General features: G+C 63.5%; 25 protein-coding genes. 5 read left to right on the top strand and 20 right to left on the bottom strand.

All coding sequences use genetic code 11. The features are described 5' to 3' along the window. The first annotated feature begins 271 nt into the window (after positions 1–271). Entirely contained in the window at positions 272–2254 is a 1983-nt protein-coding gene (locus tag QQF40_RS01660; RefSeq protein ID WP_282627812.1) for a transglycosylase SLT domain-containing protein, read from the top strand. A gap of 133 nt (positions 2255–2387) precedes the next feature. On the opposite strand, the gene QQF40_RS01655 is transcribed toward QQF40_RS01660, so the two are convergent. The 8 genes from QQF40_RS01655 to QQF40_RS01620 form a co-directional block, all read right to left on the bottom strand. Further along, positions 2388–3473, bottom strand: coding sequence for a hypothetical protein (locus QQF40_RS01655; RefSeq protein ID WP_175088130.1), 1086 nt, complete (start codon positions 3471–3473; stop codon positions 2388–2390). Positions 3474–3586: 113 nt separating this feature from the next. Further along, positions 3587–4123 carry a hypothetical protein gene (locus QQF40_RS01650; RefSeq protein ID WP_175088131.1) on the bottom strand — a complete coding sequence of 179 codons (537 nt, stop codon included), beginning with the start codon at positions 4121–4123 and terminating at the stop codon, positions 3587–3589. A gap of 67 nt (positions 4124–4190) precedes the next feature. After that, complete coding sequence (locus tag QQF40_RS01645; protein ID WP_175088132.1) at positions 4191–4835, bottom strand: LysE family translocator; 645 nt, start codon at positions 4833–4835, stop codon at positions 4191–4193. Between the two features lie 300 nt (positions 4836–5135). After that, on the bottom strand, positions 5136–5720 hold the full coding sequence (locus QQF40_RS01640) for an exopolysaccharide biosynthesis protein (RefSeq protein WP_175088133.1): 585 nt from the start codon (positions 5718–5720) through the stop codon (positions 5136–5138). 87 nt (positions 5721–5807) lie between these two features. After that, positions 5808–6521, bottom strand: a complete 714-nt coding sequence (locus QQF40_RS01635; RefSeq protein WP_217485767.1) for a ZIP family metal transporter — start codon at positions 6519–6521, stop codon at positions 5808–5810. After that, positions 6521–6946: a hypothetical protein gene (locus QQF40_RS01630; RefSeq protein WP_175088135.1), complete on the bottom strand. Its 426-nt coding sequence runs from the start codon at positions 6944–6946 to the stop codon at positions 6521–6523. The genes QQF40_RS01635 and QQF40_RS01630 overlap by 1 nt, the downstream gene beginning before the upstream one ends. Positions 6947–7073: 127 nt before the next feature. Beyond that, the gene (locus tag QQF40_RS01625) at positions 7074–7499 is read right to left on the bottom strand and encodes an NINE protein (RefSeq protein ID WP_175088136.1); all 426 of its coding nucleotides are present in this window, start codon (positions 7497–7499) and stop codon (positions 7074–7076) included. A gap of 188 nt (positions 7500–7687) precedes the next feature. After that, positions 7688–8527 (bottom strand): isopenicillin N synthase family dioxygenase, encoded by an 840-nt coding sequence (locus QQF40_RS01620; RefSeq protein ID WP_175088137.1) that lies wholly within the window; start codon positions 8525–8527, stop codon positions 7688–7690. Positions 8528–8774: 247 nt separating this feature from the next. Here QQF40_RS01620 and QQF40_RS01615 point away from each other — a divergent pair, with 247 nt between their 5' ends. After that, the gene (locus tag QQF40_RS01615) at positions 8775–8978 is read left to right on the top strand and encodes a cold-shock protein (RefSeq protein ID WP_043335501.1); all 204 of its coding nucleotides are present in this window, start codon (positions 8775–8777) and stop codon (positions 8976–8978) included. 259 nt (positions 8979–9237) lie between these two features. Here the strand turns inward: QQF40_RS01615 and QQF40_RS01610 are convergent, their stop codons facing one another. The 6 genes from QQF40_RS01610 to QQF40_RS01585 form a co-directional block, all read right to left on the bottom strand. Continuing rightward, positions 9238–9819, bottom strand: a complete 582-nt coding sequence (locus QQF40_RS01610) for a hypothetical protein (protein ID WP_175088138.1) — start codon at positions 9817–9819, stop codon at positions 9238–9240. Positions 9820–10039: 220 nt separating this feature from the next. Continuing rightward, the gene (locus tag QQF40_RS01605) at positions 10040–10498 is read right to left on the bottom strand and encodes a nucleoside deaminase (protein WP_438940905.1); all 459 of its coding nucleotides are present in this window, start codon (positions 10496–10498) and stop codon (positions 10040–10042) included. Between the two features lie 73 nt (positions 10499–10571). Next, a complete protein-coding gene (locus QQF40_RS01600) occupies positions 10572–11597 on the bottom strand; it encodes an SPFH domain-containing protein (RefSeq protein ID WP_175088139.1) in 1026 nt (341 codons plus the stop codon). Positions 11598–11749: 152 nt separating this feature from the next. Continuing rightward, positions 11750–12205, bottom strand: a complete 456-nt coding sequence (locus tag QQF40_RS01595) for an NfeD family protein (protein WP_175088140.1) — start codon at positions 12203–12205, stop codon at positions 11750–11752. Between the two features lie 181 nt (positions 12206–12386). Continuing rightward, positions 12387–13295 (bottom strand): lipid kinase YegS, encoded by a 909-nt coding sequence (gene yegS / locus QQF40_RS01590; protein WP_175088141.1) that lies wholly within the window; start codon positions 13293–13295, stop codon positions 12387–12389. Between the two features lie 145 nt (positions 13296–13440). Further along, the gene (locus QQF40_RS01585; protein WP_254626935.1) at positions 13441–14646 is read right to left on the bottom strand and encodes a multidrug effflux MFS transporter; all 1206 of its coding nucleotides are present in this window, start codon (positions 14644–14646) and stop codon (positions 13441–13443) included. Between the two features lie 131 nt (positions 14647–14777). Between QQF40_RS01585 and QQF40_RS01580 the strand changes: the two genes are divergently transcribed. Both QQF40_RS01580 and QQF40_RS01575 read left to right on the top strand, forming a co-directional pair. Continuing rightward, on the top strand, positions 14778–15845 hold the full coding sequence (locus QQF40_RS01580) for a LysR family transcriptional regulator (RefSeq protein ID WP_285460211.1): 1068 nt from the start codon (positions 14778–14780) through the stop codon (positions 15843–15845). Positions 15846–15920: 75 nt separating this feature from the next. Then, positions 15921–16316 (top strand): glutaredoxin family protein, encoded by a 396-nt coding sequence (locus tag QQF40_RS01575; protein WP_175088144.1) that lies wholly within the window; start codon positions 15921–15923, stop codon positions 16314–16316. A 110-nt stretch (positions 16317–16426) separates the two neighbouring features. On the opposite strand, the gene QQF40_RS01570 is transcribed toward QQF40_RS01575, so the two are convergent. The 3 genes from QQF40_RS01570 to QQF40_RS01560 form a co-directional block, all read right to left on the bottom strand. After that, positions 16427–17533 carry a COX15/CtaA family protein gene (locus QQF40_RS01570; protein WP_254626959.1) on the bottom strand — a complete coding sequence of 369 codons (1107 nt, stop codon included), beginning with the start codon at positions 17531–17533 and terminating at the stop codon, positions 16427–16429. Positions 17534–17880: 347 nt separating this feature from the next. After that, positions 17881–18510 (bottom strand): redox-active disulfide-containing membrane protein, encoded by a 630-nt coding sequence (locus QQF40_RS01565; protein ID WP_285460210.1) that lies wholly within the window; start codon positions 18508–18510, stop codon positions 17881–17883. A 75-nt stretch (positions 18511–18585) separates the two neighbouring features. Beyond that, entirely contained in the window at positions 18586–19431 is an 846-nt protein-coding gene (locus tag QQF40_RS01560) for an SURF1 family protein (RefSeq protein WP_175088146.1), read from the bottom strand. On the opposite strand from QQF40_RS01560, the gene QQF40_RS01555 reads away from it, so the two are divergent. Then, a complete protein-coding gene (locus tag QQF40_RS01555; RefSeq protein ID WP_043337068.1) occupies positions 19430–19621 on the top strand; it encodes a DUF2909 domain-containing protein in 192 nt (63 codons plus the stop codon). The genes QQF40_RS01560 and QQF40_RS01555 overlap by 2 nt on opposite strands. A 17-nt stretch (positions 19622–19638) precedes the next feature. Here the strand turns inward: QQF40_RS01555 and QQF40_RS01550 are convergent, their stop codons facing one another. Genes QQF40_RS01550 through ctaD form a run of 3 tightly spaced genes read right to left on the bottom strand, consistent with a single transcriptional unit; the run spans position 19639 to position 22769 of the window. Next, positions 19639–20499, bottom strand: coding sequence for a cytochrome c oxidase subunit 3 (locus tag QQF40_RS01550; protein WP_175088147.1), 861 nt, complete (start codon positions 20497–20499; stop codon positions 19639–19641). After that, entirely contained in the window at positions 20496–21089 is a 594-nt protein-coding gene (locus tag QQF40_RS01545) for a cytochrome c oxidase assembly protein (RefSeq protein WP_285460209.1), read from the bottom strand. Before QQF40_RS01545 ends, QQF40_RS01550 begins: the two co-directional genes overlap by 4 nt. Positions 21090–21116: 27 nt before the next feature. Further along, entirely contained in the window at positions 21117–22769 is a 1653-nt protein-coding gene (gene ctaD / locus QQF40_RS01540; protein ID WP_175088149.1) for a cytochrome c oxidase subunit I, read from the bottom strand. Between the last annotated feature and the right edge of the window lie 26 nt (positions 22770–22795).

The raw sequence follows: 22795 nt of genomic DNA, 5'->3' as shown, positions 1-22795 counted from the left end.
TGGACTCCTCACGGGTAGCACAAATTTCGTTCACTGAGCTTGCCATCTTCGCGGCAGCACATCCGCGATGTCACTCTCGGATAATTCACCAACAGTATCAGATGGTGCTGTTATTCAGCGCCGACCACTGCCACGATAGCCACTATCGTTACTGAATCGGCAACCCCTGATAGCCAATATCGGGGCACTTGTTCAACATCGGGGCACTGAACCGCCACCACAAGGTCGCAGCCAGTCCACGCCCCTTTACCGACAGTCGCAGGAGTCCCAGGTGACACCAGGCAAGCAAATTCTTCGACCCCGTGGCAGCCGTCGCTTCGCGGCGCTGCGGCACCTCACCGGCCTAGGCCTGCTGTTGGGACTGAGCCTGCCCCTGCAGGCCGCCACCCCCAGTGACCAGAGCTTCCGCGCCGCCTTCGATGATGCACGCGCCAAGCGTTTTGACGAGATTCAGCAGGTCGCCGTCAATGGCCACGTGCTGGAGGGCTACATCGAGTATCACCAGCTCAAGGCCCGCCTGCCGTACGCCACCGCCGCGGAAGTGCTGTCCTTCATCGAGCGTCATGCGGACTCGCCGTTGGCCGAGTGGATGCGGGGCCAGGCGATCTCCGCCTACGGGCGTACCGGCCGTCATGATGCCCTGCTGGAAGTCAGCGACGGTGTCCCCGCAGGTGCGCAGCGCCAGTGCTATTACTACACGGCGCAGCTGAGCAATGATGTCGCGAGCGCATCGCAAGGCGGCCTCAAGCTCTGGCATGTGCCCGGCTCACAGGACTCGGCCTGTGACCCGCTGTTCTCGGCGTTGCGCGAGCGTGGCGTGATCGACGATCAAGCCATCTGGGAGCGCGCCATGCTCGCCTGGGCTGCCGGTCAGGGTGGCATGGTCAGCTACCTCGAGCGCCAGCTGCCCAGCAACTGGCAGCGGGCCATCGCGGCACGCGAGCAGCTTGAGGGCAACTTTGCCGCCATCACGCGCCTGCCGACCAATCTCGGCCACGGCGGTCATGCCTTCGCCGCCTTGAGCGTCGCCGCCATGCATGGTTTCGTGCGTGCCGACACCGAGGCCGCACTGGAAGCCTGGCGCAAGGTGAATCCGCACATGCCGATGAGTGATGAGCAGCGCCACACGGTCGAGCGCGACCTGGCCTGGTATTCACTGGTGCGCGACATCCCCAACAACCGCGGCTGGGTCGATCAGCGCCTGACCATCCTTGATGACGAGGAGCTGTTCGATCTGCGCATGCGCAACGCGGTGCGTGCTGGCGACTGGCCGCAGGTGCGTGAATGGGTGCTGAAGATGCCGGACCGCTTCCGCAATGAAGCCCGCTACCAGTATTGGCTGGGGCGTGCCGATGACAGTCTGGGTCGCCCGCAGGAAGCACGTGCCGCCTGGGCGCGCGCCGCGACCGAGCGCAACTTCTACGGCTTCCTGGCCGCCGACCGTATCGGCCAGGCCTACTCGCTCAATCGTGATGATCAGGACTTCTCCGACGCGGAGCTGGCCGAGGTCGCCGAGACGCCGGCCGTCAAGCGCGTCAGAGCACTGATGAACATCGACGAGATCGGTCTGGCTCGCTCCGAGTGGTTCAATGCCGTCACCCAGGCGGATGACGCCGGGGCTCGCCGTCTTGCAGCCTACGCGCTCCAGCAGCAGTGGTATGACCTGACCGTCTTCGCCACCATCCGTGGCCAGCTGTGGGATGGCCTTTCCTGGCGCTTCCCCCCGGCCTGGCAGCAGGACTTCCAGCGCTTCGGTGCCGATGCCGGCGTCGACCCGTGGATGCTGATGGCACTCGCGCGTCGCGAGAGCGCCTTCAACCCCACCGCCACCTCGCCGGTGGGGGCACGTGGCCTGATGCAGCTGATGCCGGGCACCGCCGCTCAGGTCAGTCGCGGCTTGGGACTGCCCACGCCCAGCAACGCGGCGCTGGGGGACCCGGTCACCAATATCCGCCTTGGCAGCACCTACATCCGCGAGATGCTGGACCGCTACTCCGGCAACCGCCTGGCCGCCGCCGCGGCCTACAACGCCGGGCCGGGACGCGTCGATCGTTGGCTCGCCGACACCCCGGGGGAATACGACCGCTTCGTCGAGCGTATCCCCTTCAAGGAGACCCGCGAATACGTCAAGGCCGTGCTGGCCTACCGCGTAATCTTCGAAAGCCTGGCCAAGGGCACCAGCGAGGGCGTCAAGGTGGTCAGCGACCGCGAAGTCAGCCAGCGTTACACCACCGCCCTGGTGGATCGCCGCTGAGCCGAACCGCAGCATCCCGCAACGAAAACGCCAGCCCCATGGGGCTGGCGTTTTTCATATTCATGGCATCAGGACTCATGACATCAGGACTTGTGGCGTCAGAACTCATCACGCCATCCAGCCATTCCTTCAGTCAGTCATCGCGACCTGGACGAATGGCAGACGAAGGTCCGGACTGGCTCTCGCCCTTGGCTTCTCCCGGTCGCGAGGTAGCCACACCATTGCCGAACGGCGGCTTCTGCTGAGGGGTGTAACGACCCAAGGCCTCGGCATAGCTCAGGGGGCGCCCTTCATCGCTTCCCTTGCCCTTGCCACGCCAGCCCTGACGCTTGCCGGCGGCGCCCCGAGGCCGTGATGCGTCGTCATGGGACTGAGATTCCGCATAGGCCTGAGATGTCGCATGGGAGCGGGCCCCGACATGGTGCTGCCCCCCCTCTTCGCCCTCTGCCTCGCTACTCGGGCTTGCCTGTGACACCACCGGCTCCGATGCCGCTCGAGCGGAATGGGCCAGAGGCTGGGAGCGCGTGACGCGCGGTGTACGCATCAATCGCACCATCAGCCAGACCGCCAGGGCCCAGCAGAGCGTACCCAGCACGCCATAGACGATCATCGCCCAGGCATTGCCGGGGCGGTGGCCTGCATTGATGATGATCACACGCGACAGATCGATGTCAGGCCAGCGCTCGGCCAGCAGTGAGCGCTCATCGCCCGGCAGGTCCGTCTCGGCATGCAAGACGGTGCCGAACAGGCCATCGGGGAATTCGATCAGCGGCGGCACGTTTTCCAGGCTCTGCACGGAGTCGGTTCGCACCAGCACGCCCATGCGCTCGATGCGCGGCCACTCTTCCGAGGGAATGCCATCAATGCCCCCGAAGGCGCGTGACAGACCGGCCAGCTCCAGCAGATAGGGATTCGTGTCAGAGATGACGGGATAGTAAAGCGTCTCGATCCGGCGCCCCCCGTCTGCATCGGCATCGAGGCGAAAGGTCTCGGTATGCTCGCGATAGACTGCCCAGTGATTGCGCAGCGAGACGAACTGATTGACCGGCAGATTGCCCTGCTCCACCGACTCGAGATTCAGCGTTTCGGGACGCGTGGTCACGCGGCCGACCCAGCGCCCCTCATCGACGGCGAACAGCCAGGCCGCTATCCCGGCGACCACCAGCACCACGGCACTCAACCCGCCCAGACGGCGACGAAAGGTATATGAAAGACTCATCCGATTGCGTTCCCTGCCAATGCCAGCCTTGATGGGCCGGTCTTCATGTCATGAATGCAGCACTTTACCGCTGCTGTCGTTGGCTCGGGCAGGCGTCAGCACCGGCCCGGGCATCATTGTCGTTCGAGCCGTGCTGCCAATCGATTGCTCTTGTCACAGTAGCGTTGCCGCAGACGCAAAATCTCCAGTGAATTCGAGGACAGGGCATCCAGCACGTAACGGTTGCAGGCCTGCTCGGCTTCTCGATGCGCCGCTTCGAGCGCCTTGCGCGCCTTGCGCTCTGCCGGTGTCATGCCCGCATAGGGGTCGCGCCGGGGCTTGAAGGTCGCTGCGGCCTTGCAATACATGGTGCGGGTGTCGATATGCGCCGCTCGTCCCCGACGCTGCAAGGCATGGCAGGTCTCGACGAACAGTCGGCTTGCCATGCGCGAGCACTCGCGCTGCTCGACGGCGGTACCGGTCTTTTCCAGATGTGCACAGACCGACTCATCATCGATGCGCCACAGCTGGTGGCGGAAGTCGATGGTGTAGCCGTAGTAAAGCACCCGTACCTGCTGTACGCGGGAATCGTAGACATCACTGACATCCCGAGCCTCAAGGTGCGTGACGACCTTGAGAAAGGCCGCCAGCGTCAATGTCACAGGGTCCATGTGTCATCAAGGATACGAACCGTCATCCCATGCGCTCCGTTGCAATGTCGGGAGTGGCCGCTCATCCCTAGCGACCTAGCGCCAGCCGCGCCCCCAGCAGCACCATGACGGATCCGGTGATGCCCTCCATCCAGCAGGCGACTCGCGGCCTTGCCAGCCAGCGCCCTGCACCGCCGACCATCAGCGCCACGCTGATCTGCCAGAGGTTGGCGATCACGAAGTGGACACCCGCCAGCCACAATGACTTGAGCACGGCCGGGTCGGTCGGCGCGATGAACTGCGGCAGAAAGGCCATGTAGAACACCACCGTCTTGGGGTTGAGCACATTGGACAGGAAGCCCTCTCGCAACGGCTGCCAGCACGATACCTGCTGACGTGTCACCGTGACGTCGACATTCAGCCCGCGTGCGCGCCGCGCACTCTTGAGACTCTTGATGCCCAACCAGATCAGATAGCCCGCTCCGATCAGCTTCAGGGCCGAGAACGCCCATGCCGACTGCAACAGGATCAGCGAGATGCCCGCCGACGACACCAGCGCGTGCACGAAAAGACCGGCACAGATCGCGAGACTGGTGAGCACGCCGTCACGCAGGCCGCCGCGCGAGGTATTGCGAATCACCAGCAGGGTGTCGACCCCGGGCGTGACCGTCAGCAAGGTGATGGCCACCACGAAGGACCAGAAGGCAGCATCGAACTGGATGAAATCAAACATGACGAACGTCCTTGCGACAGACCCGCTTCAGTAGCCGAATTCGTGCCCCCATGGCACTGAACAGGCGACCAGTCTAGGCGAGCACGGCCAGCCTGCAAAGCCATCCACACCAAGATGACAGCCCGGTTTGCCTCTGAGTGGTGCACTTCAGTCTTTTGTCTTACGGCGTTGCGACACAACGGCGCAGGCGCTCTCATGAGCCCGCAGCTGATGGCATGCAGAAGCCATCTCGCGTCATCAAGGATACGAGCCTGGACTCCTAAAATACGCTGCGTCGCTGTTGAGCGACCAACGCAGCCTTCAACCAACCAACCAGAACCCCGTGGCGATATCCAGCAGTAGCACCAGCAAGGCCAGCAGGATGACCAGGCCATCTTCCCCGATGAGCCCCAGCCCCAGCAGCAGCAAGGCTGCCGCCGGCAAGGCCGCGGCGAAGGGCACCAGCTCCAGCGGCACCATGGCCGTGGCCAGCAGGATGGTCAGCATCGCGATACCGCGATAGGCAACGCCGCGCGTCATGAAGCTCAGGCGTGGCTTGAGCAGACGATCGAGGCGTCGCGTCCAGGGCCTTGCCCGCTCGACGCCATGGGTCAGGCGTCGATGCTCGAAACTGAAGCGCGCCAGCCGACGTGGCAACCACGGCATCTTGCGCCCCAGCAACAGTTGACCCGCGATCAGCACGATGAACAGCGCGCAGGTCGTCGGCACGCCGGGGATCGCCCCGGTCGGCAGCAGTACCAGCAAGGCAGGCAATACCAGCAAGGGGCCGAAACCCCGGGAGTTGAAATGCTCCAGAATGTCGCCCAGCGAGATATCCCCTTCGATCTCGCGGTCCAGCTCTTCCAGCAACCCCGTGAGGTTGCCTTCATTGGCGTGCTTGCTCATGCGAGCTCCCTATCGGGAAGATGACGGAGGGTGTGAAAGTCTCGAGCCGTGGCGAGTCAGCTGGTGCCGCCCCGCCACAGTGAATCGTCAGCCGACCAGGCGATCGCCCAGCATGCCGATCATGAACCCCAGCGAGGCGCCCAATGGCGGCGACCAGTGATGCGCCACCCGCGACTGGGGCGCAATATCCTGGAAGACTAGGTAGAGAATGCCGCCGGCGGCGAAAGCCATCAGTCCGCCCAGCACGCCCGGCGCATCCGCAAGCCACAGATGGCCGGCCAATGCCGCCAGCGGGCCCAGCAGTGACAGCAGCACGAAGGCCCCAAGCCCCTGACGCGCCGTCAGCCCGGCCCCTTCCAGCTCACGATAGGCATTGAAGCCTTCCGGCAGGTTCTGGACCGCGATGAACAGTGCCAGCAACATCGCCGCGGCGGGAGAGGCAGAGGCCAATGCGCCCAGCGCGATCGCCTCGGGGATGAAGTCCATCAGCATCGCCAGCAACTGGCCCTTGGCGCCGCCCCCGCGTGCCAGCCAGCGGTCCAGTTGCATGAAGATCAGCGCGCCCAGCAGGAAAAGCCCCAATAGCGTCGCGATGGACAGCGCCTGCATGGCATGCGGTACCAGCACCAGCGACACGGCGGCCAACAGAATGCCGCCACCGAGCGCGGTGATCCCCGCCAGCCAGCTGCGCTTGACGTGACTCTCGTGACTGCGCTCCAGCTGGGCGATCACGCCACCCAGCGGCATGCACAACCCGGCAGCCCAGGCGAGCGCCACCATGGTCCATGGAATCGATGCCATCATGCCGTCGCCGAGGTCGCAGGACTCGGTCGCGCGCCCAGGACACGCATCAACAGGCTGGTGCCGACGCCCCAGGCGCCATTCAGAATCAGACCACCGACAACCATCAGCGGCGCGACCTCAATTCCCTTGAGGGGAAAGACGACCAGCATGGCCACGGCCGTCGGACCGACTGCACCGAAGATGAGGCTGATCAGCCAATGGCTGACGCCCGTCCTGCGGCGCACCAGTGCCCATAGCGGCAGCCCCCACAGCCCGCCCCAGAAGGCCAGCGAGAGCACTGACGGGACGCCCAGCGGCCCGGAAGGCGTCATGTTATAGGGCGCCTTGGGCAGAATATCGGCCAGATAGAAGAGACCGAAGAGGCCCTGATGGAAGATCAGGGTCGCCAGAAAGGCGGCGATGAAGGCTTTCAACCAGATCATGTTCACTTCCTTGTCGTCATGTTGATGGAAACATCCGAGCCCCGACACATTAGAACATGCGGAAACTCGACACTGCCTTTCCTGCTACGTCACTTCCGTCCCACTGGATGCAACGCAGGCGTGATTTCTAGCGCTGGGTGGCTGGCTTCTGCTCGGCATGGCGCAGCGATATCTGTTCGTTGAGTGTCCAGAAGTCATACAGCACCCCAATGAAGAACAGCCCGCCGGTGCACAGGTAGAGCAAGCCGGTCAGCCATTTGCCCATGTACATGCGATGGATGCCGAACACGCCCAGGAAGGTGAGCAGAATCCAGCTCAGCGAGTAATTGATCGAGCCTTCGCGAAAACGGAAGTCCGCCTCGCGGTCCATCGCCGGGATCAGGAACAGGTCGATCAACCAGCCGATGCCCAGCAAACCGAAGGTGAACAGCCAGATGGTGCCGGTGACCGGCTTGCCATAGTAGAAGCGGTGCGCGCCGAGGAAACCGAAGATCCACAGCAGATAGCCCATGGTCTTGGAATGCGTGTCCTGTACAACAGGCGATGTGGTCATCAGGTAAGCCTTAGCCGCGATGCGGCAGATCATGATTGCGAATACAGTCAATGCGGTCTTGACGTCGATGAATCAAGCCTTCTGCCACCAGAGGCCACGCCCGGAAACGACGACGCCATCCGCGCACTGGCACGGATGGCGTCGGAACAACTGTTGTCTATCCAGCAGCACCGGGAGCGCAGACAGCGCTAGATGACGCCCAGCTCGCGCAGACGTTCCTTGAGGTAGGAGTCCGCCGTGTGCTTGTCAGACAGTACCACTTCGGGACGCGGATGCAGGAACAGCGGCAGTGACAGACGTGACTGGCTGGAGCCCTCGCCGGTCGGGTTGATCACGCGGTGCGTGGTCGACGGGAAGTAGCCGCCGCTAGCCTCCTGGAGCATGTCGCCGACATTGATGACCAGCTGACCCGGATCACAGGGCACGTCCATCCACTCGCCATTGACGTCCATTACCTGCAGGCCCGGCTCGTTGGCCGCCGGCAGCACGGTCAGCAGGTTGATGTCTTCATGTGCCGCGGCACGGACGGCGCCCGGCTCTTCACTGCCGGTCATCGGCGGGTAGTGAAGCACACGCAGCAGTGTCTGACCGCTGTCCTTGATCATGTTGGAGAGCGGTTCACGGTAGAGCTCAGCCACTTCAGCAGGTGAATGGACCTCTACCCAGCTCAGAAGCTCTGCCGCGAAGGCTTCGGCCTGGCGATAATACTCCATGGCATTCTCGCGCAGGCTGTCCGGAATCTTGCCCCACGGGTAGATGTGGTAATACTCCTTGAGATCACGCGCCGTATGGCCCTTGGCGGTCTCGGAGACATCTACCGGGAAGAGTCCATCCTGGGTCTTGGGGTCGAAGCGCCAATCAAGCTTGTCGGCGCTCGCGAAGAATTCGGCCCATTCGGCGTAGATCTTCTCGACCAATTCATGAGAGATCGGGTGATTGCGGATGACACCGAAGCCCGTCGTACGCAGGGATTCGACAAATTTTTCGGCGGCATCGGCCGAGCGGTAATCTACGTTCTGGACCTTCATGGCATTTCCATCTATGTTGGCTCTGTGTGAGCATCCTACTTGAGCCGGAAGGAGTCGCCAATACGACAACTTTCTGTTCGAATGGAAGCAAGCACGTGCAGCCCAGGCTGCATGCGTAGGTCAAGCAGGAAAGGATGTCGTCGCAGGACGTAACGCGTCTCTCTGGTGGAATTCCCCCTAGCCGCACCAACGCAATCCGGTCTGATGGGCAGACCACCAACATCATCTCGTAAGCAAGGAAAGAATCATGGCAACTGGCACAGTCAAGTGGTTTAACGACACCAAAGGTTTCGGCTTCATTTCTCCGGACGACGGCGGCGACGACCTGTTCGCGCACTTCTCTGAAATTCAGGCAGAAGGCTTCAAGTCCCTGCAAGACGGTCAGAAGGTTTCCTTCGACGTCACCCAGGGCAAGAAAGGCCTTCAGGCCGCAAACATCAAGCCGGTCTGATCTTCTCGATCAGCTTGGTCAGGCCGCCCTCACCGGCGCCCTGATGATGGCAGCAAGACAGTCATGGAAAAGCCCGCCTTCTGGCGGGCTTTTTTGTGGCCATGCCTTGGCCTGACTCGCGCTTGACGAAGAATCACCGATAAAAGAACGCCGCGCCCCTCCCGGGTCGCGGCGTTCTTTTATCGGCGGCCATGTCAATCGCACTCAGCCAGTGACACGGCTTGCGACAGGCGTCACGCCAGCATGCGCTGGCCAGTGATTACTGCTGCGCTTCGTCGATGGACTCGTTGGCATCCTGCTGCGCCGCGTTGATCTTCTCGTTCGCTTCGGCAGCAGCGTTGTCGCCAGTCTGCTCAGCGGAGTCGGTCAGCTCGGCAGCCTGCTCCTTGGTGGATTCATAGGCGTTCTTGGCAGCATCGGCAGTGGCGTCAGCGGCATCGTTGACACCTTCCTTGGCAGACTCATAGGTCTCGGAAGCAGCGTTCTTGGTTGCTTCAAGGGCACTTTCGCTCTCGGCGGCAGCTTCATCGCCCATGGCATCGGCAGATTCTGCAGCGTCGTCAGCCATGTTGTCGGCCTTGTCAGCAGCGTCATCCATCTCTGCGGCCGCTTCATCAGCTGCCTGGTCCATCTCTGCGGCCGCTTCGTCAGCTGCCTGGTCCATCTCCTCGGCAGCGGCGTCAGTCGCTTGGTCGGCGCTCTGTTCAGCCTTTTCGGCGCTCTGTTCGGCAGAAGTCTCGGCGTTCTGGGCAGCTTGGTCAGTATCGCCGTTATCGCAACCAGCGATGGCCAGAGACAGGCCAGCGGCCAGTGCGGGAATCATCCATTGCTTGAGTTTCATCGTCTTCTCCATGATAGGTGGGGAGTTGCCAGCCCCTGTTTCCTGCAAGTGGCATTGCAACAAAGGTCGTGTAGTCATGCAAGCGAAAGCGTTGCTTGGCGCCTGATATTCAAGACATGGTGCCAGACCGACAGCTTTTCAAGCATTTCGCTCTTTTCACAGCAGAATAGTGTTAACGAACACCATTTTACATCAGCTACCACCAACAACCGCGCCGTGATCACTCGCCGATGTCTTCGTTCCAGACGTCCGGCTGCTCGCGAATGAAGGTCGCCATCAATTCGCGGCAGCGCGCGTTGTCGACGACATCGACCTTGACTCCCAGACCACGCAGGTGGTCTTCCGCGCCCATGAAGGTGTGGTTTTCACCGACCACGACATGCGGGATACCGTAGAGCTGGATGGCACCACTGCACATCGGGCACGGTGACAGCGTGGTGTAGAGCACGGCTTCACGATAGACGCTGGCCGGCAGGCGACCGGCGTTCTCCAATGCATCCATTTCGCCATGCAATACCGTGCTGCCCTTCTGCTGGCGCTGATTGTGGCCACGACCGATGATCTTGCCATCATGGACCAGTACCGAGCCGATCGGCACGCCGCCTGCCGCATAACCCTTTTCCGCCTCTTCAATGGCGGCCTGCAGGAAGCGCTCATGATCGGTAGTCATTGCTGTCATCGTCTTGCTCCAGATGCGGTGAATATTCAGTGGAGCGGCAGCCTACTGCCACTCACTGCTCGGCACAATACACTCAGCCCAGGCCCGCTTCGCCTGTCATCATCTGACGGGCGCGTCTCAGCCCTTCATTGCTGGCGTTGGTGGGCTCGCCGACTTCAGTGGCAAGCTCGCGGAAACTGCCCATGGCACCCAGCAAGGCAGAAGCCTCATAGGGGATGAAGACGCGATCACCTTCCCTCGCCATGTCCGGCAGGACCTGCAGATATTTCTGGCCCAGCATGTAGCCGACCACCAGCTGCGGGTCTTGCGCACCGATGGCATCGCGCAGCTGATAGATGGCCTGACGCTCACCTTCGGCGCGCAGAATCGCGGCCTGCTTGTCACCCTCGGCGCGCAGCACCGAAGACTGCTTCTCGCCCTCGGCGGTCGCGATGGCGGCTTCGCGCTGGCCATTGGCCTCGGTCACCGTGGCGCGACGCTTGCGCTCGGCCGCCATCTGCAGCCGCATCGCATCCTCGACTTCCTCGGGCATGCTGATGTCCTGGATCTCGACGCGCGTCACCTTGACGCCCCACTTGTCACCGACCTCATCCATGGTGATCTGCAAGGCGTCGTTGACCTCCTTGCGACTCTCGAAGAGCTTGTCGAGCTCCATGCGACCGATCTCGGAGCGCAGGCTGGTCTTGGCCAGGACTTCGACAGCCTGGGTAAAGTTCTCGACTTCATAGACGGCGCGCTTGGGATCGACGATCTGGAAGTAGAGTGCCCCGTTGACGGTCACGGTGACGTTGTCCGTCGTCACCACGCTCTGGCCGGGGAAGTCCATTACCGTCTCACGGCGATCGATGCGCGTCTCTTCCACCACCAACGGCAGGTTGTCACCCTTGACCTCACGATAACGACGAATGGTGATGGAGCGCGGTTTGTCGATGAATGGAATCACCAGATTCACGCCGGATTCCAGTGTGCGACTGTAGCTGCCGAGGCGTTCGATGACGACGGCTTCCGACTGCTGGACAATCATCAATCCCTTGGCCAGCAGGATTACCACCAGCGCCAGTATGAAAAGAATGATGATGAGTCCCGGACTGATAATCATATTGCTCAACTCCCTTGAACTGGGCCGTATCCGCAAGCCCTTGTAAGATATCCGATCACGCTTGACCCGCTGCCACCACGACCGCGCCGTCGAGCCGCGATCTCATGGCGTCTTTGTGCAGTTTCCTTCGAGATAGACTACTTCGAGACAGACTACTTCGAGACCGATTCCTTCGAGACAGGTTCGACACAGACGGTGATGCCTTCGACGCTGACGATCCTGACCGTGTCCCCCGCTGCCGGCGGTGTCTCCCCCTCCCAGCGTAGCGGATACTCATTGCCTGACACGCGTACGGCAGGTTTGCCACCGTTGCCGATGATCACCTTGGCCAGCTGCCCAGTCTCCGCGCCGCTGCCCAGGGTGCCGTAGGGCGTCTTGGGCAACAGATAGGGATGGATCTTGCGCACGAACAGCGGCACCAGCACCAGAGCCGTGATCGCGACGCTGATCAACTGGATGTTTAGCCCCGCCCCCAGCCCTGCCGCCAGAGCGCCCCCGAGGGCACTGACACCCAGTGCCAGCAACACGAACTGCGCCCCCAGCAACTCAAGCCCCGCCAGAGCCAACGCGAGGATGACCCAGATATGCCACGCCGCCAAACCGACCATGCAATCACTCCCTGAGGTCCTGACTCCCGCCTTGCGCGGCCGAGAGATTGGAAGAACACGCTGCCACCAACGCAACGAGCGCAGCCTGAGTAAACCTCAGACTGCGCTCGTGTACCAGCCAGCTCTCATGGCTCAGCCAGCTCTCATGGCTCAGCCAGCGCTCAATGGCTCAACTGCGGGCTCATGAGTGTGTCAGCAGGGCGGCGTCCTGCGGGGCGACCAGACGCAGAGCGCCGGGAATCAGCTGGAATTCGCTGTTCTCGATCAGATAGCTCTCGCCATCGAGATTCACCGGTAGCGACCCACCACGATAGTGCAGCGAATCAGTACGCACATACCGCACGAAATGGCCGTTGTCAGGGAGCGACTCCAGCTCCTCGATCACCTCACCCACACGCGCGATGGGGAAGTCGCGAATCACCAGCACATCGAAGCAGCCATCATCGAGCAGCGCCCGAGGCGCCAGCTCCTGACCGCCGCCCGCCTGACGACCATTGCCGATCGCCAGCACGAACAACGCCAGCTCCTCCTCCACCCCGTTGAGGGTCACGCTGCCACGATAGGGACGGAAGTCCCATGCCTTGAGCACGCCCATCAGTGAATAGGCCCCGCCACCGAACAGCTTCTTGAGGCCCCCGGGCGTCGAACGCGTCACCTCGGCACCGAAGCCCGCCGAGGCCATGTTGAGGAAGTAGGCATCATCCAGCTGCACCACATCCACAGCCCGTGCTTCCCCTTCACAGGCCAGCGCCAGCGATTCCGTCACCGGCTCGGGGATGCCGAGCGAGGTCGCCAGATCATTGGCGGTGCCCAACGGCAGGATCGCGACTTCCGGGCGCCTCGCGAGTGGATGCTGCATCAATGCATTGGTGATCAGGTTGAGGGTGCCGTCACCGCCGCCAACGACCAGCCGCGTGACGCCTTCATCGACTGCCTCGCTCACCAGCCTCGCGACGTCATTTCCCTCGAAGGTCAACCGCACTTCAAGCCCTGCCATACGCTCACGCTGAGCGAAGATGGCCTCACGCAGCTCCGGCTGCTGAGCCTTGTCCCCGTTGAGTATCACGCGCACACGCGCCGCTGATTCCATGGTGCCTCCTTGGCGACATGCGGATCGAGCGACAAGCATACTCTGGTCGGGGGCCTTCAATGAACCATCTCGGCCCTGTGACCCGCCGCGATTGTCAGCCAGCAAGTCCTTCATGCCCATCAGCCGCACCGGCCAGTCCTGACGACTAGACGCCCGGCTGACGTCGCGCGCCCAACAGCAACAACGGCAGCACCATCACCACGCTGATGAGCAGCAGGCCCTGCTGAGGGGCGAGCGGCGTATTGAGCAGCGCCGTTGCCACTACTGCCGAACCGCCGAGCTGGATGCTGCCGAGCAGCGCCGCCGCAGTGCCGGCACGCTCAGCGAAGGCCTCCAGCGCCAGGCTTGATGCCGCCCCGAGTGCCAGAGAGAAGCCGACCGACAGCACTGCCACCGGCACCATGAAGGCAGCGGCAGACAGTGGCAGCCAGGCGAAGGCTGCGCCCTGCATCAGGCCGGAGAGCAGGATGATCGCCAGCCCCAGACGCACGGTGGGCTGACGGCCGAGGCGCGTGATCACGCGCGGTGCGAAGAAGAAGGTGATGATATTGATCACGGCATTGCCGCCGAACAGGGCACTGAAGACCAGCTCGGAGTGACCGAGGCGCTCGACCAGCAGTTCGGAGGACGACGACACATACAGCAGGATGGCGCTCATCGCGGCCATCGCGACCAGTGCCTGATACAGGAAGCGCCAGCTGGTCATCACGGGGCGATAGCGCGCCCAGTTGTACAGCGGACGCTCCACGACCGTCGTGGCAGGACGCGTCTCGCCAAAGCTCTTCCACGCCATCAGGCCGACGCATAGCGCGAAGGCGGCCATGAACAGGAAGTTGGAGCGCCAGCCGAACTGCACCGCCAGCAGGCCGCCCAGCACCGGCGCCAGCGCCGGAATGATGCACAGCGCACCATTGAGATAGCTGTACATTCTGGCGCCCTGCTCCGGCGTGTAGCAATCACGCACGGCCGCGAAGGCCACCGTCACCGTGGCGCATGCCCCCAGCCCCTGCAGGATACGCCCGAGATACAGCATGCTGATGTCCTGGGCCAGCACGGCGACCATCGCGCCGACGAGATAGACCGTCGCGCCACCCAAGAGCGCCGGACGCCGTCCGTAGAGGTCCGTCAACGGGCCGACCAGAATCTGCCCGACCCCCACAGCGCCCAGAAACAGCGTCACTGTCATCTGCATCACATCGGTGGGCTGAGCGAATTCACGCGCCATCGCCGGCAATGAGGGCAGATAGATATCGATCGCCAGCGGCGAGAACATCACGCAGCCGACCAGCAACAACAGCAATAGTCGTGCGTTGGGCATGGGCCTTGCGGCAGCAGAGGAGGACACGGACATGGATAATCTCGAGAGTCAGAAGCCAAGGGCGGCCCGACAGAGGGGCCATCAAGAATCCGCAGAGCCTAGCGCCTGCGACTTATGAAGAAAAATGATATTATTTCAGGCCTGATATTCCACTGGAGAAACTCATGAGCGCGACAGCTCCGCAGACACCCGCAAGGCCGGTTGCCGCCCAGTCTTCAGCCGCGTCTTCGCTGTCTGCGTCTTCGGGCTCAGCACCAGCGGCCACGCCCTTCAACACGCGCATCGACCTCAATCTGCTACAGGTGCTGCAGGTATTGCTGGAAGAGTGCAGCGTGACGCGCGCGGCGGGCCGTCTGCACCTCTCGCAGTCTGCCGTCAGCAAGAGTCTGGCACGCCTGCGCGTGATGTTTGATGACGCCCTTTTCATTCGCGAACGCCATGGTCTGCGCCCCACGGCGCGTGCTCTGTCCTTGCGTGGTGAGCTGGCCGAGCTGCTCTCGCGTCTCGAGAATCTGAGCGCCCCTGCCACCTTCACCCCCGCCACCAGCCAGCGACGCTTTCAGCTGGCGGTGCTGGAAAGCGCCTGGGCGACCCTGATGCCATCCTGCACGAGGGCACTGACCGATGCGCTGCCGCATGGCAGCCTCGAGATCAGCCGCTGGCAGGCCGATTGCCTGAGCCTGATGGAAAAGGGCCAGCTGGATATCGGGCTTGCCGGACACGATCATAGTGCCGAGACCCCGGGCGAGCCGCCAGCCCTCCCCGCTGGCTTCCAATCACGCCTGCTGTGGCGCGACGACCATGTGATTCTGGTGCGACGTGATCATCCGCTCACGCGGCGCCAGACACCGATGACGCTGAACGAATTCGCGGCATTGAGTCATGTGCAGGCCACCTGCGAGGGGCGCTCACGCTGGTCGCTGGATGAGCGCCTGGAACAGCACGGCGCACCACGCCGCATCAGCGTGCTGGTGCCGGATTTCCGCGATGCCCTGAGCATCGTCGCGCACAGTGAGCTGGTATTCTGTGCACCCAGAAGCTTTGCCCAGGCCAGCAGCGAGCTGCATGGGCTGGCGATCCTTGAGCTACCGATGCGACTGCCCGCGCTCAGCTACCGCTTGATCTGGCATGCCAGCCACGCGCAGGACCCCGGGCACCGCTGGTTGCGACAGTCCCTGCTGACGCACATCCGCAACGCGCATGGGGAAGACGCCGAGGCCGCTGAGCTCTAGAATGGCCCCATTGTGAATTCGCCACCCGCCCTGCGGCACTGGCGTCGATACCCGCACGTCCCATGAGGTTCTGCCATGCGCTCCATCATCCGCCTGTTCTTCCGCACCCTGCGTCTGGTGCTGGCTCCCTTCATGCTGCTCAGCGAGAAGCTGACCCGCGGCAGCGCGCTCGAGCGCAGCCCCGCCCAGCAGGCCGAGGTGGACGCCGAGACGGCCAAGCTGGCGCTGTATCAATTCTCGACCTGCCCGTTCTGCATCAAGGTGCGCAAGCGCATGCATCAGCTGAACCTGAATGTCGAGCAGCGCGACACCCAGCACAATGCCACTCACCGCCAGGCCCTCGAACAGGGTGGCGGCCGCGTCAAGGTGCCGTGCCTGCTGATCACTCATGACGATGGTCGCGAAGAGTGGATATACGAATCCGACACCATCAATGCCTACCTGCAGGAGCGCTTCGGTAGCGCGGCCTGACAATACACAGGCTGATACGACACAGACCGCAAGAGGCCGCTCTCATGAGCGGCCTCTTGCGGTCTGGTGGGCGCGATCACGCGCTTGGGAGCCCCTCGTTTCGCCTCTCATCAGGCCAGCGCCTGCGAGACGGGTGCCCGCTTGCGACGAGTCGCCTGGCGCATCTGATCCAGCGCCCATACCATCGCCAGCGTCAGCGCGACGGCCCCCAGGGTATGCGCCAGCGCCAGATCCAGCGGCAACCACCACAGCACATTGGCGATTCCCAGGCCTGCCTGCACCAGCCAACACCCCAGCGCCCAGCGCCAGGGGTTGTCGTACGCTGTCGTCCGTCCCGGCAAGTGGCGGCGCTGGCGCCAATACAGCGCCAACAGCACCGCCCCCAGTAGCACGGCCCCGCCACGGTGCGCCATATGGATGGCAGTGCGCGCCTCACCATGTAGCTGCCCATGCAGATAGCTGGGGCCGACATCCTGGGTCAGGTGGAAGCCCTCTCCCCAGTCCATCGCCGGCCAGGCGGCACCATTGCAGGACGGGAAACCTTCACAGGCAAGCCCAGCATAATTGCTCGAGGTCCAGCCTCCCAGGGCCAGCTGCCCCAGCAGCAGAGCCGCAGCCAGAGTAGCCAGCCAGGGCTGACGCCGGATGTGCCTTGCATCAGCGTCCGCATTCTGTTGCTCAGCCGTCACCTTGAGGTGCGCCGCCCGCCGTCTAAGTGATAGCCACAGCAACAGCAATAGGCTCAACACGCTCAGGCCGCCCAGCAGATGCAGCGTCACCACCTGCGGCCACAGCTTCAACGTCACGGTAAAGGCCCCGAACGCGCCCTGAACCAACAACATGCCCAACAACAGCCAGCAGCCGGCCATCGGAAAACGAGTGCTTGCCTGCGTGCCCCAGTGATCAGCAGCCTTTGCCTGACCACTGCCACCCTCGAGGACCTGCGTCTGACGCACCTCGCGACGGCGAATCCGCCAGCCCAGCGCGAGCAATGCGATCGCCGCAAGCCCGAGCAGGCTCGCCGCATAGCGATGGATCATCTCCGCCCACGCCTTGTAGCCTTCGAGCGGATGATGCGGGCTGTGCAGACTCGCGGTCCGGGCATCCGGCACGACCAGAGCGCCATAACAACCCGGCCAATCGGGACACCCCAGTCCGGCGTCCACCAGCCGCGTCCAGGCTCCCAACCCGATCACCAGGATTACCAGGCCCAGCATGCTGGCGACCAGATGCTGACTGCTGCGCCACAGGCGTGCCGTTACCCATCGGCTCGCCGCCTGCCGGACGGCAGGGCCATGCACCAGATCAGATGTCAGCTCAGGCGTCCTCATCAAGAAGGCCTGCGTGGCTGAGGCTTCATCCGCGGTGACATGACGCAGAAATGACGGACGGGGCAGCAACGCCGCCCCTCGTTGGCGAACCCGCGAGGCGGCGCAGGCCCGCGGTGGATGGCGCTTCTGTATGGCGAGGCGAGACATGGCATATCTCCCTGGTGAAGCGAAAGAAGATCACTCCCGGCCTGGCTAGGCCCGACCTGGCGAGGTCTGGCTTAGCGAGGCCCGGCCTAGCGAGGCGCGACCGGATTACGCTTGAGCAGCCGGCGCACATCCTTCATCACGGCCTGCGGGGTGATCTCGGGCCCGTAGGCGACCACGACCTGCCCGTGAGGGTCGATCAGGCGCAACTGGTGCGGCGCAGAAGTGGCATCGTTTGGCGACGGCCAGTGCCCGAGCGCCCGTTGCTCGCCCGGCACCTGGGGATGCACAAAGGCCTTTTCAGCCACCACCAGACGGCCCAGGCGCGGCGCCTCCTTGCCAAGTGCGCGATGCAGGCGCCACCAGCGCTCGGCCTGCGCCGCGGCCAGCTGCGGCTGGTTCGGCTCCGGCCAGCTGAGCCAGAAACGCTGCTCATCCGCGCCTCGGGCGGCCAGCGGCGGCATGCCGGGGGCCTCCTTCGCGCCAACAGCGCTGTCAGTCGCGTTTTCAGTGACGTTGTCAGTGGCGTTTTCTGTCACGAGGTAGTCGAGCGACCAGTCCGTAAGCGGCTTGACCTTTGGCAGCAAGGCACCGTTTGCCACCCGCCCCTCGGGGATCCCGACCTGTGCGCTCAGCATGGCCCACGCCAAGGGCAGCGGGGCGGACAACAGCCCCAGCAAGGCCACGAGTTTCAGACGCTGTCGCATCACGTGTGTCATCGCTCTCCTCCTGACGACGGCTTCCCTGCTTGCCCGGGTGTGCGGACAACAGACTCAAGACACAAGCACCGGGCGCTAGGCCTGGCGCTGACGTAGCGCGGAGTGGCGTTGACGGCGCGCACCCAGAATCATGACCACCGCCGCCCCCAGGCTGAGCCCCAGCCACTGCAGCGCATAGGCGTAATGGCGCTCCGGCGTCATGTTGCTCGGCTGCCACCAGGGCAGGAATCGCCCCTCCCCGCTCGTCTGGTGCAGGACACCCGCAAAGGCCGGTGTGCCCAGCGCCTGCCAGGCGCTCAGATCGACCTGCTGCAGACGCTGCCCCTCGCGGTTGGGGCCGAACAGTGGGCCACCGCTGGTGCCCTGACCGTTCAACCACTGCCAGCGACCACTGATCACCCCGGAGCCTGTCGGGGTCGTGAACTCCGGGTCGCTACGCGGGGCCGGCGATGCCACGAAGCCACGCTCCACCAGCCACCAGCGGCCATCCAGCGTTCGGAAGGGCGTGAGCACCGCCACGCCATGGCGCTTGTCCAGCGTGCGGTTGTCCAGCAGCAGGCTGTGTTCCGCGAGCCACTCGCCGCGCAGCTCGATCAGGCTGGCACTGGCGGGCGGTGCCGTCGGCATCACCAGCTCCGGCGCGCTGGCGGTATCCTCCAGATGCTGGGCACGCGCCTGGCCACGCATCACCTGCCAGCTGCACAGGCACAGGCCGAGCACGATCAGGCATCCCCAGAACAGCCACCAGCCGCGTCCGACCTGGTGCTCCTGCGTCGCCGCCGTTGCAGACGCCTGCGCCGCTGTGGATGACACCTGCGCCGCTGGCGCTGACTTGCGCTTGTCTGCCGGATGAGCTCGACTGTCACAAGCGAGTGGCGCGCCCTGCTCGCCCGCCACTGTCTGCGCCCGGGGAGGTGACATGCTGCTCAAATCGCTGATCGCACTGGTCTTTATCGGCATGCTGGCAAGCCTGGTCGCCGGCGCCGGTTTTCTGCTGCGCGATGGCAGCCGCAGTCGACGCCTGCTGACCTCTCTCAAATGGCGGGTTGGCCTGGCAGTGTGTCTGGTGATTCTGCTGGTCATTGGCTTCTCCACCGGAATGCTGGACTGACATCACGCCGCGTGCTGTCAGAACACATAGACGAACAGGAACAGACCGATCCACACCGCATCGACGAAGTGCCAGTACCAGGCAGCCGCTTCGAAGGCGAAGTGACGTTCACTCGAGAAGTGGCCGCGTATCACGCGCACCAGCATCACGATCAGAATCAGGGTGCCGATGGTGACGTGCAGACCATGAAAACCGGTCAGCAGGAAGAAGGTACCGCCATAGACCCCCGCCTGCAGCGTCAGCCCCAGGTGGTGCCAGGCCTCGTAGTATTCGATGCCCTGCAGGGTCAGAAAGCACAGCCCCAGTACCACGGTGCCCGCCAGCCAGTTGCGCGCGGTGCGCCGAAACTCCATCTTCAGCGCTTCATGCGCCACCGTCAGCGTGACGCTGGAACTGACCAGCAACAGCGTGTTGGCCAGCGGCAGCTGCCAGGGCGACAGCAGTTCTCTGGGCCCGGCGATGCTGGCATCCGGCGGCGTCATCAGGGGCCAGCTGGCAGTGAAGTCCGGCCACAGCAGCGCCGTCACTCCCTTGGCGCCCTCACCATCGAGCCAAGGCAGCGCGAAGGTTCGCAGATAGAACAGCGCCCCGAAGAAGGCCGCGAAGAACATCAATTCCGAGAAGATGAACCAGGCCATGCCCCAGCGGAACGAGCGGTCCATCTGATCATCGTAGAGGCCGCCCATCGACTCGCGCACCACATCCCGGAACCAGCCCGCCATCACCAGCACCACGGCCAGCAGACCGATGCCTGACAACCAGGCGGCGCTGCCGTACACCATCCAGATTCCGGTGCCGATCATCATGCCGCCCACCGCCAGCACGCCGAAGATGGGCCAGGCACTATGGGCCGGGACGTAATAGCTGCCACTGCTCATGTTTCACCTCCTGCAGAATGCTCTGCACCATCGTCCCCCGCGGATGACGGCGTCGTGACCGGATAGAGCGTGTAGGCCAGGGTCAGATCACGAATGCCCTCCGGGAGGTCAGGGTCGACCTGAAAGACCAGCGGCAGCTCGCGCCGCTCGCCTGCTGCCAGCGTCTGCTCCTGGAAGCAGAAGCACATGATCTTGCGCAAATGCAGTGAGCCCTCGGCAGGGCTGACACTGGGAACCGCGCGGCCACGCACCGGATGATCGGCGTGATTGGTGAACACGAAGCGCGCGCTGTACTGGCCACCGGGATGGATGCGGAACTGTTCATCCAGCGCCTCGAGTGTCCACGGCAGACCCTGCCCCTGCTGGGTGATGAAGCGCACCGACACCCAGCGTCTCTCGTCGATCTCCATCGCCACTGCGGCCCTGGCCTGACTGGCGGCCTTGCCATTGAGGCCGGTGAGATTGCAGAAGACGTCATAGAGCGGCACCAGCGCGAAGGCGAAGCCCAGCATCGCGACCAGCGCCAGCAGCGTGCGCCGCACGGTACGTGCCACTGCCTGTTGCTGTGCTGCGTGATCGCGTGAGGGCATGTCACTCTCCTGGCCGCTGTCCATCGCTCAGCGGATGATCTGGCCATCGCGGGTCTGCGGAGGAATCTCGAAGGTATGCAGCGGCGCCGGGCTCGGCACGCTCCATTCCAGGTCCACCGCGCCCTCCCAGGCACACGCCGGCGCCCTGACGCCGCCGCGCGCGCACTTGACGATCACGACCAGGAACAGCAGCTGCGAGATACCGAACAGGAAGGCGCCGATGCTGGACAGCATGTTGAAGTCGGCGAATTGCAGCGCGTAATCCGGAATGCGGCGCGGCATACCGGCCAGCCCCGAGAAGTGCATCGGGAAGAAGGTCAGGTTGACGCCGATGACCGAGAGCCAGAAATGCCACTTGGAGAGCCCCTCGTGGGGATAGAAGCCGGTCCACTTGGGCAGCCAGTAGTAGGCTCCGGCGAGAATCGCGAACAGCGCGCCGGGCACCAGCACATAGTGGAAATGCGCCACCACGAAGTAGGTGTCGTGGTACTGGAAATCCGCCGGGGCGATGGCCAGCATCAGGCCCGAGAAGCCGCCGATGGTGAACTGGACGATGAAGGCGATCGCAAACAGCATCGGGGGCTCGAAGCTTAAGGAGCCGCGGAACATGGTGGCGATCCAGTTGAAGACCTTCACGCCGGTAGGCACCGCGATCAGCATCGTCGTGTACATGAAGAACAGCTCCGCCACCAATGGCAGGCCGACGGCGAACATGTGATGCGCCCAGACCAGGAAGGACATGATCGCGATGGAGCCGGTGGCGTAGACCATCGAGGCGTAACCGAACAGCCGCTTGCGCGAGAAGGTCGGCACGATGGCGGACACGATGCCGAAGGCCGGCAGGATCATGATGTAGACCTCGGGATGCCCGAAGAACCAGAACAGATGCTGGAACAGCACCGGGTCGCCGCCACCGGCGGCATTGAAGTAGCTGGTGCCGAAGTTGATGTCGAACAGCATCATGGTGATGGCGCCCGCCAGCACCGGCATCACCGCGATCAGCAGGAAGGCGGTGATCAGCCAGGTCCAGACGAACAGCGGCATGTCCATCAGGCGCATGCCCGGGGCACGCAGATTGAGGATGGTGGCGATGATGTTGATGGCGCCGAGAATCGAGCTGATGCCGGCGATGTGCAGCGAGAAGATGAAGAAGCTGGTCGAAGGCGGCGCATAGGTGGTGGACAGCGGCGCGTAGAAGGTCCAGCCGAAGTTGGGGCCACCGCCCTCCATCAGCAGGGTGGAGAGCAGCAACAGGAAGGCGACCGGCAACAGCCAGAAGCTGAAGTTGTTGAGGCGCGGCAGCGCCATGTCGGGCGCGCCGATCTGCAGCGGAATCATCCAGTTGGCCAGCCCGGTGAAGGCCGGCATGATGGCGCCGAACACCATGATCAACCCATGCATGGTGGTCATCTGGTTGAAGAACTCCGGCTGCACCATCTGCAGGCCGGGCTGGAACAGCTCGGTGCGGATCACCAGCGCCATGATGCCGCCGATGAACAGCATGCTCAGCGAGAAGATCAGATAGAGGGTGCCGATATCCTTGTGATTGGTGGTCAGCAGCCAGCGCAGCATGCCGCGCGGCGCGCTGCCGTGGCCCTCGCCCACATGAGCGCCGCCTGCGGTGGCCCCCTCGCTCTCGCTGGCCTGAAGTACTGCCTTGCGTGGCTGTTCACTGGCCATGACACACCTCCTGAATGCGTCGCTTG

Origin of the sequence: Cobetia sp. LC6 (assembly GCF_030264805.1) — a bacterium.
Taxonomy (GTDB): Bacteria; Pseudomonadota; Gammaproteobacteria; order Pseudomonadales; family Halomonadaceae; genus Cobetia.
The sequence above is the reverse complement of the archived record's forward strand: the minus strand, read 5'-3'. Positions and strand labels throughout refer to the sequence as shown.

Coding starts and splice junctions, on each gene's coding strand:
- QQF40_RS01655 (WP_175088130.1), bottom strand. CDS start 3,473: ATGAGTCTTTCATATACCTTTCGTCGCCGTCTGGGCGGGTTGAGTGCC.
- QQF40_RS01650 (WP_175088131.1), bottom strand. CDS start 4,123: ATGGACCCTGTGACATTGACGCTGGCGGCCTTTCTCAAGGTCGTCACG.
- QQF40_RS01645 (WP_175088132.1), bottom strand. CDS start 4,835: ATGTTTGATTTCATCCAGTTCGATGCTGCCTTCTGGTCCTTCGTGGTG.
- QQF40_RS01640 (WP_175088133.1), bottom strand. CDS start 5,720: ATGAGCAAGCACGCCAATGAAGGCAACCTCACGGGGTTGCTGGAAGAG.
- QQF40_RS01635 (WP_217485767.1), bottom strand. CDS start 6,521: ATGGCATCGATTCCATGGACCATGGTGGCGCTCGCCTGGGCTGCCGGG.
- QQF40_RS01630 (WP_175088135.1), bottom strand. CDS start 6,946: ATGATCTGGTTGAAAGCCTTCATCGCCGCCTTTCTGGCGACCCTGATC.
- QQF40_RS01625 (WP_175088136.1), bottom strand. CDS start 7,499: ATGACCACATCGCCTGTTGTACAGGACACGCATTCCAAGACCATGGGC.
- QQF40_RS01620 (WP_175088137.1), bottom strand. CDS start 8,527: ATGAAGGTCCAGAACGTAGATTACCGCTCGGCCGATGCCGCCGAAAAA.
- QQF40_RS01615 (WP_043335501.1), top strand. CDS start 8,775: ATGGCAACTGGCACAGTCAAGTGGTTTAACGACACCAAAGGTTTCGGC.
- QQF40_RS01610 (WP_175088138.1), bottom strand. CDS start 9,819: ATGAAACTCAAGCAATGGATGATTCCCGCACTGGCCGCTGGCCTGTCT.
- QQF40_RS01605 (WP_438940905.1), bottom strand. CDS start 10,498: ATGACAGCAATGACTACCGATCATGAGCGCTTCCTGCAGGCCGCCATT.
- QQF40_RS01600 (WP_175088139.1), bottom strand. CDS start 11,597: ATGATTATCAGTCCGGGACTCATCATCATTCTTTTCATACTGGCGCTG.
- QQF40_RS01595 (WP_175088140.1), bottom strand. CDS start 12,205: ATGGTCGGTTTGGCGGCGTGGCATATCTGGGTCATCCTCGCGTTGGCT.
- yegS (WP_175088141.1), bottom strand. CDS start 13,295: ATGGAATCAGCGGCGCGTGTGCGCGTGATACTCAACGGGGACAAGGCT.
- QQF40_RS01585 (WP_254626935.1), bottom strand. CDS start 14,646: ATGTCCGTGTCCTCCTCTGCTGCCGCAAGGCCCATGCCCAACGCACGA.
- QQF40_RS01580 (WP_285460211.1), top strand. CDS start 14,778: ATGAGCGCGACAGCTCCGCAGACACCCGCAAGGCCGGTTGCCGCCCAG.
- QQF40_RS01575 (WP_175088144.1), top strand. CDS start 15,921: ATGCGCTCCATCATCCGCCTGTTCTTCCGCACCCTGCGTCTGGTGCTG.
- QQF40_RS01570 (WP_254626959.1), bottom strand. CDS start 17,533: ATGCTGGGCCTGGTAATCCTGGTGATCGGGTTGGGAGCCTGGACGCGG.
- QQF40_RS01565 (WP_285460210.1), bottom strand. CDS start 18,510: ATGACACACGTGATGCGACAGCGTCTGAAACTCGTGGCCTTGCTGGGG.
- QQF40_RS01555 (WP_043337068.1), top strand. CDS start 19,430: ATGCTGCTCAAATCGCTGATCGCACTGGTCTTTATCGGCATGCTGGCA.
- QQF40_RS01560 (WP_175088146.1), bottom strand. CDS start 19,431: ATGTCACCTCCCCGGGCGCAGACAGTGGCGGGCGAGCAGGGCGCGCCA.
- QQF40_RS01550 (WP_175088147.1), bottom strand. CDS start 20,499: ATGAGCAGTGGCAGCTATTACGTCCCGGCCCATAGTGCCTGGCCCATC.
- QQF40_RS01545 (WP_285460209.1), bottom strand. CDS start 21,089: ATGCCCTCACGCGATCACGCAGCACAGCAACAGGCAGTGGCACGTACC.
- ctaD (WP_175088149.1), bottom strand. CDS start 22,769: ATGGCCAGTGAACAGCCACGCAAGGCAGTACTTCAGGCCAGCGAGAGC.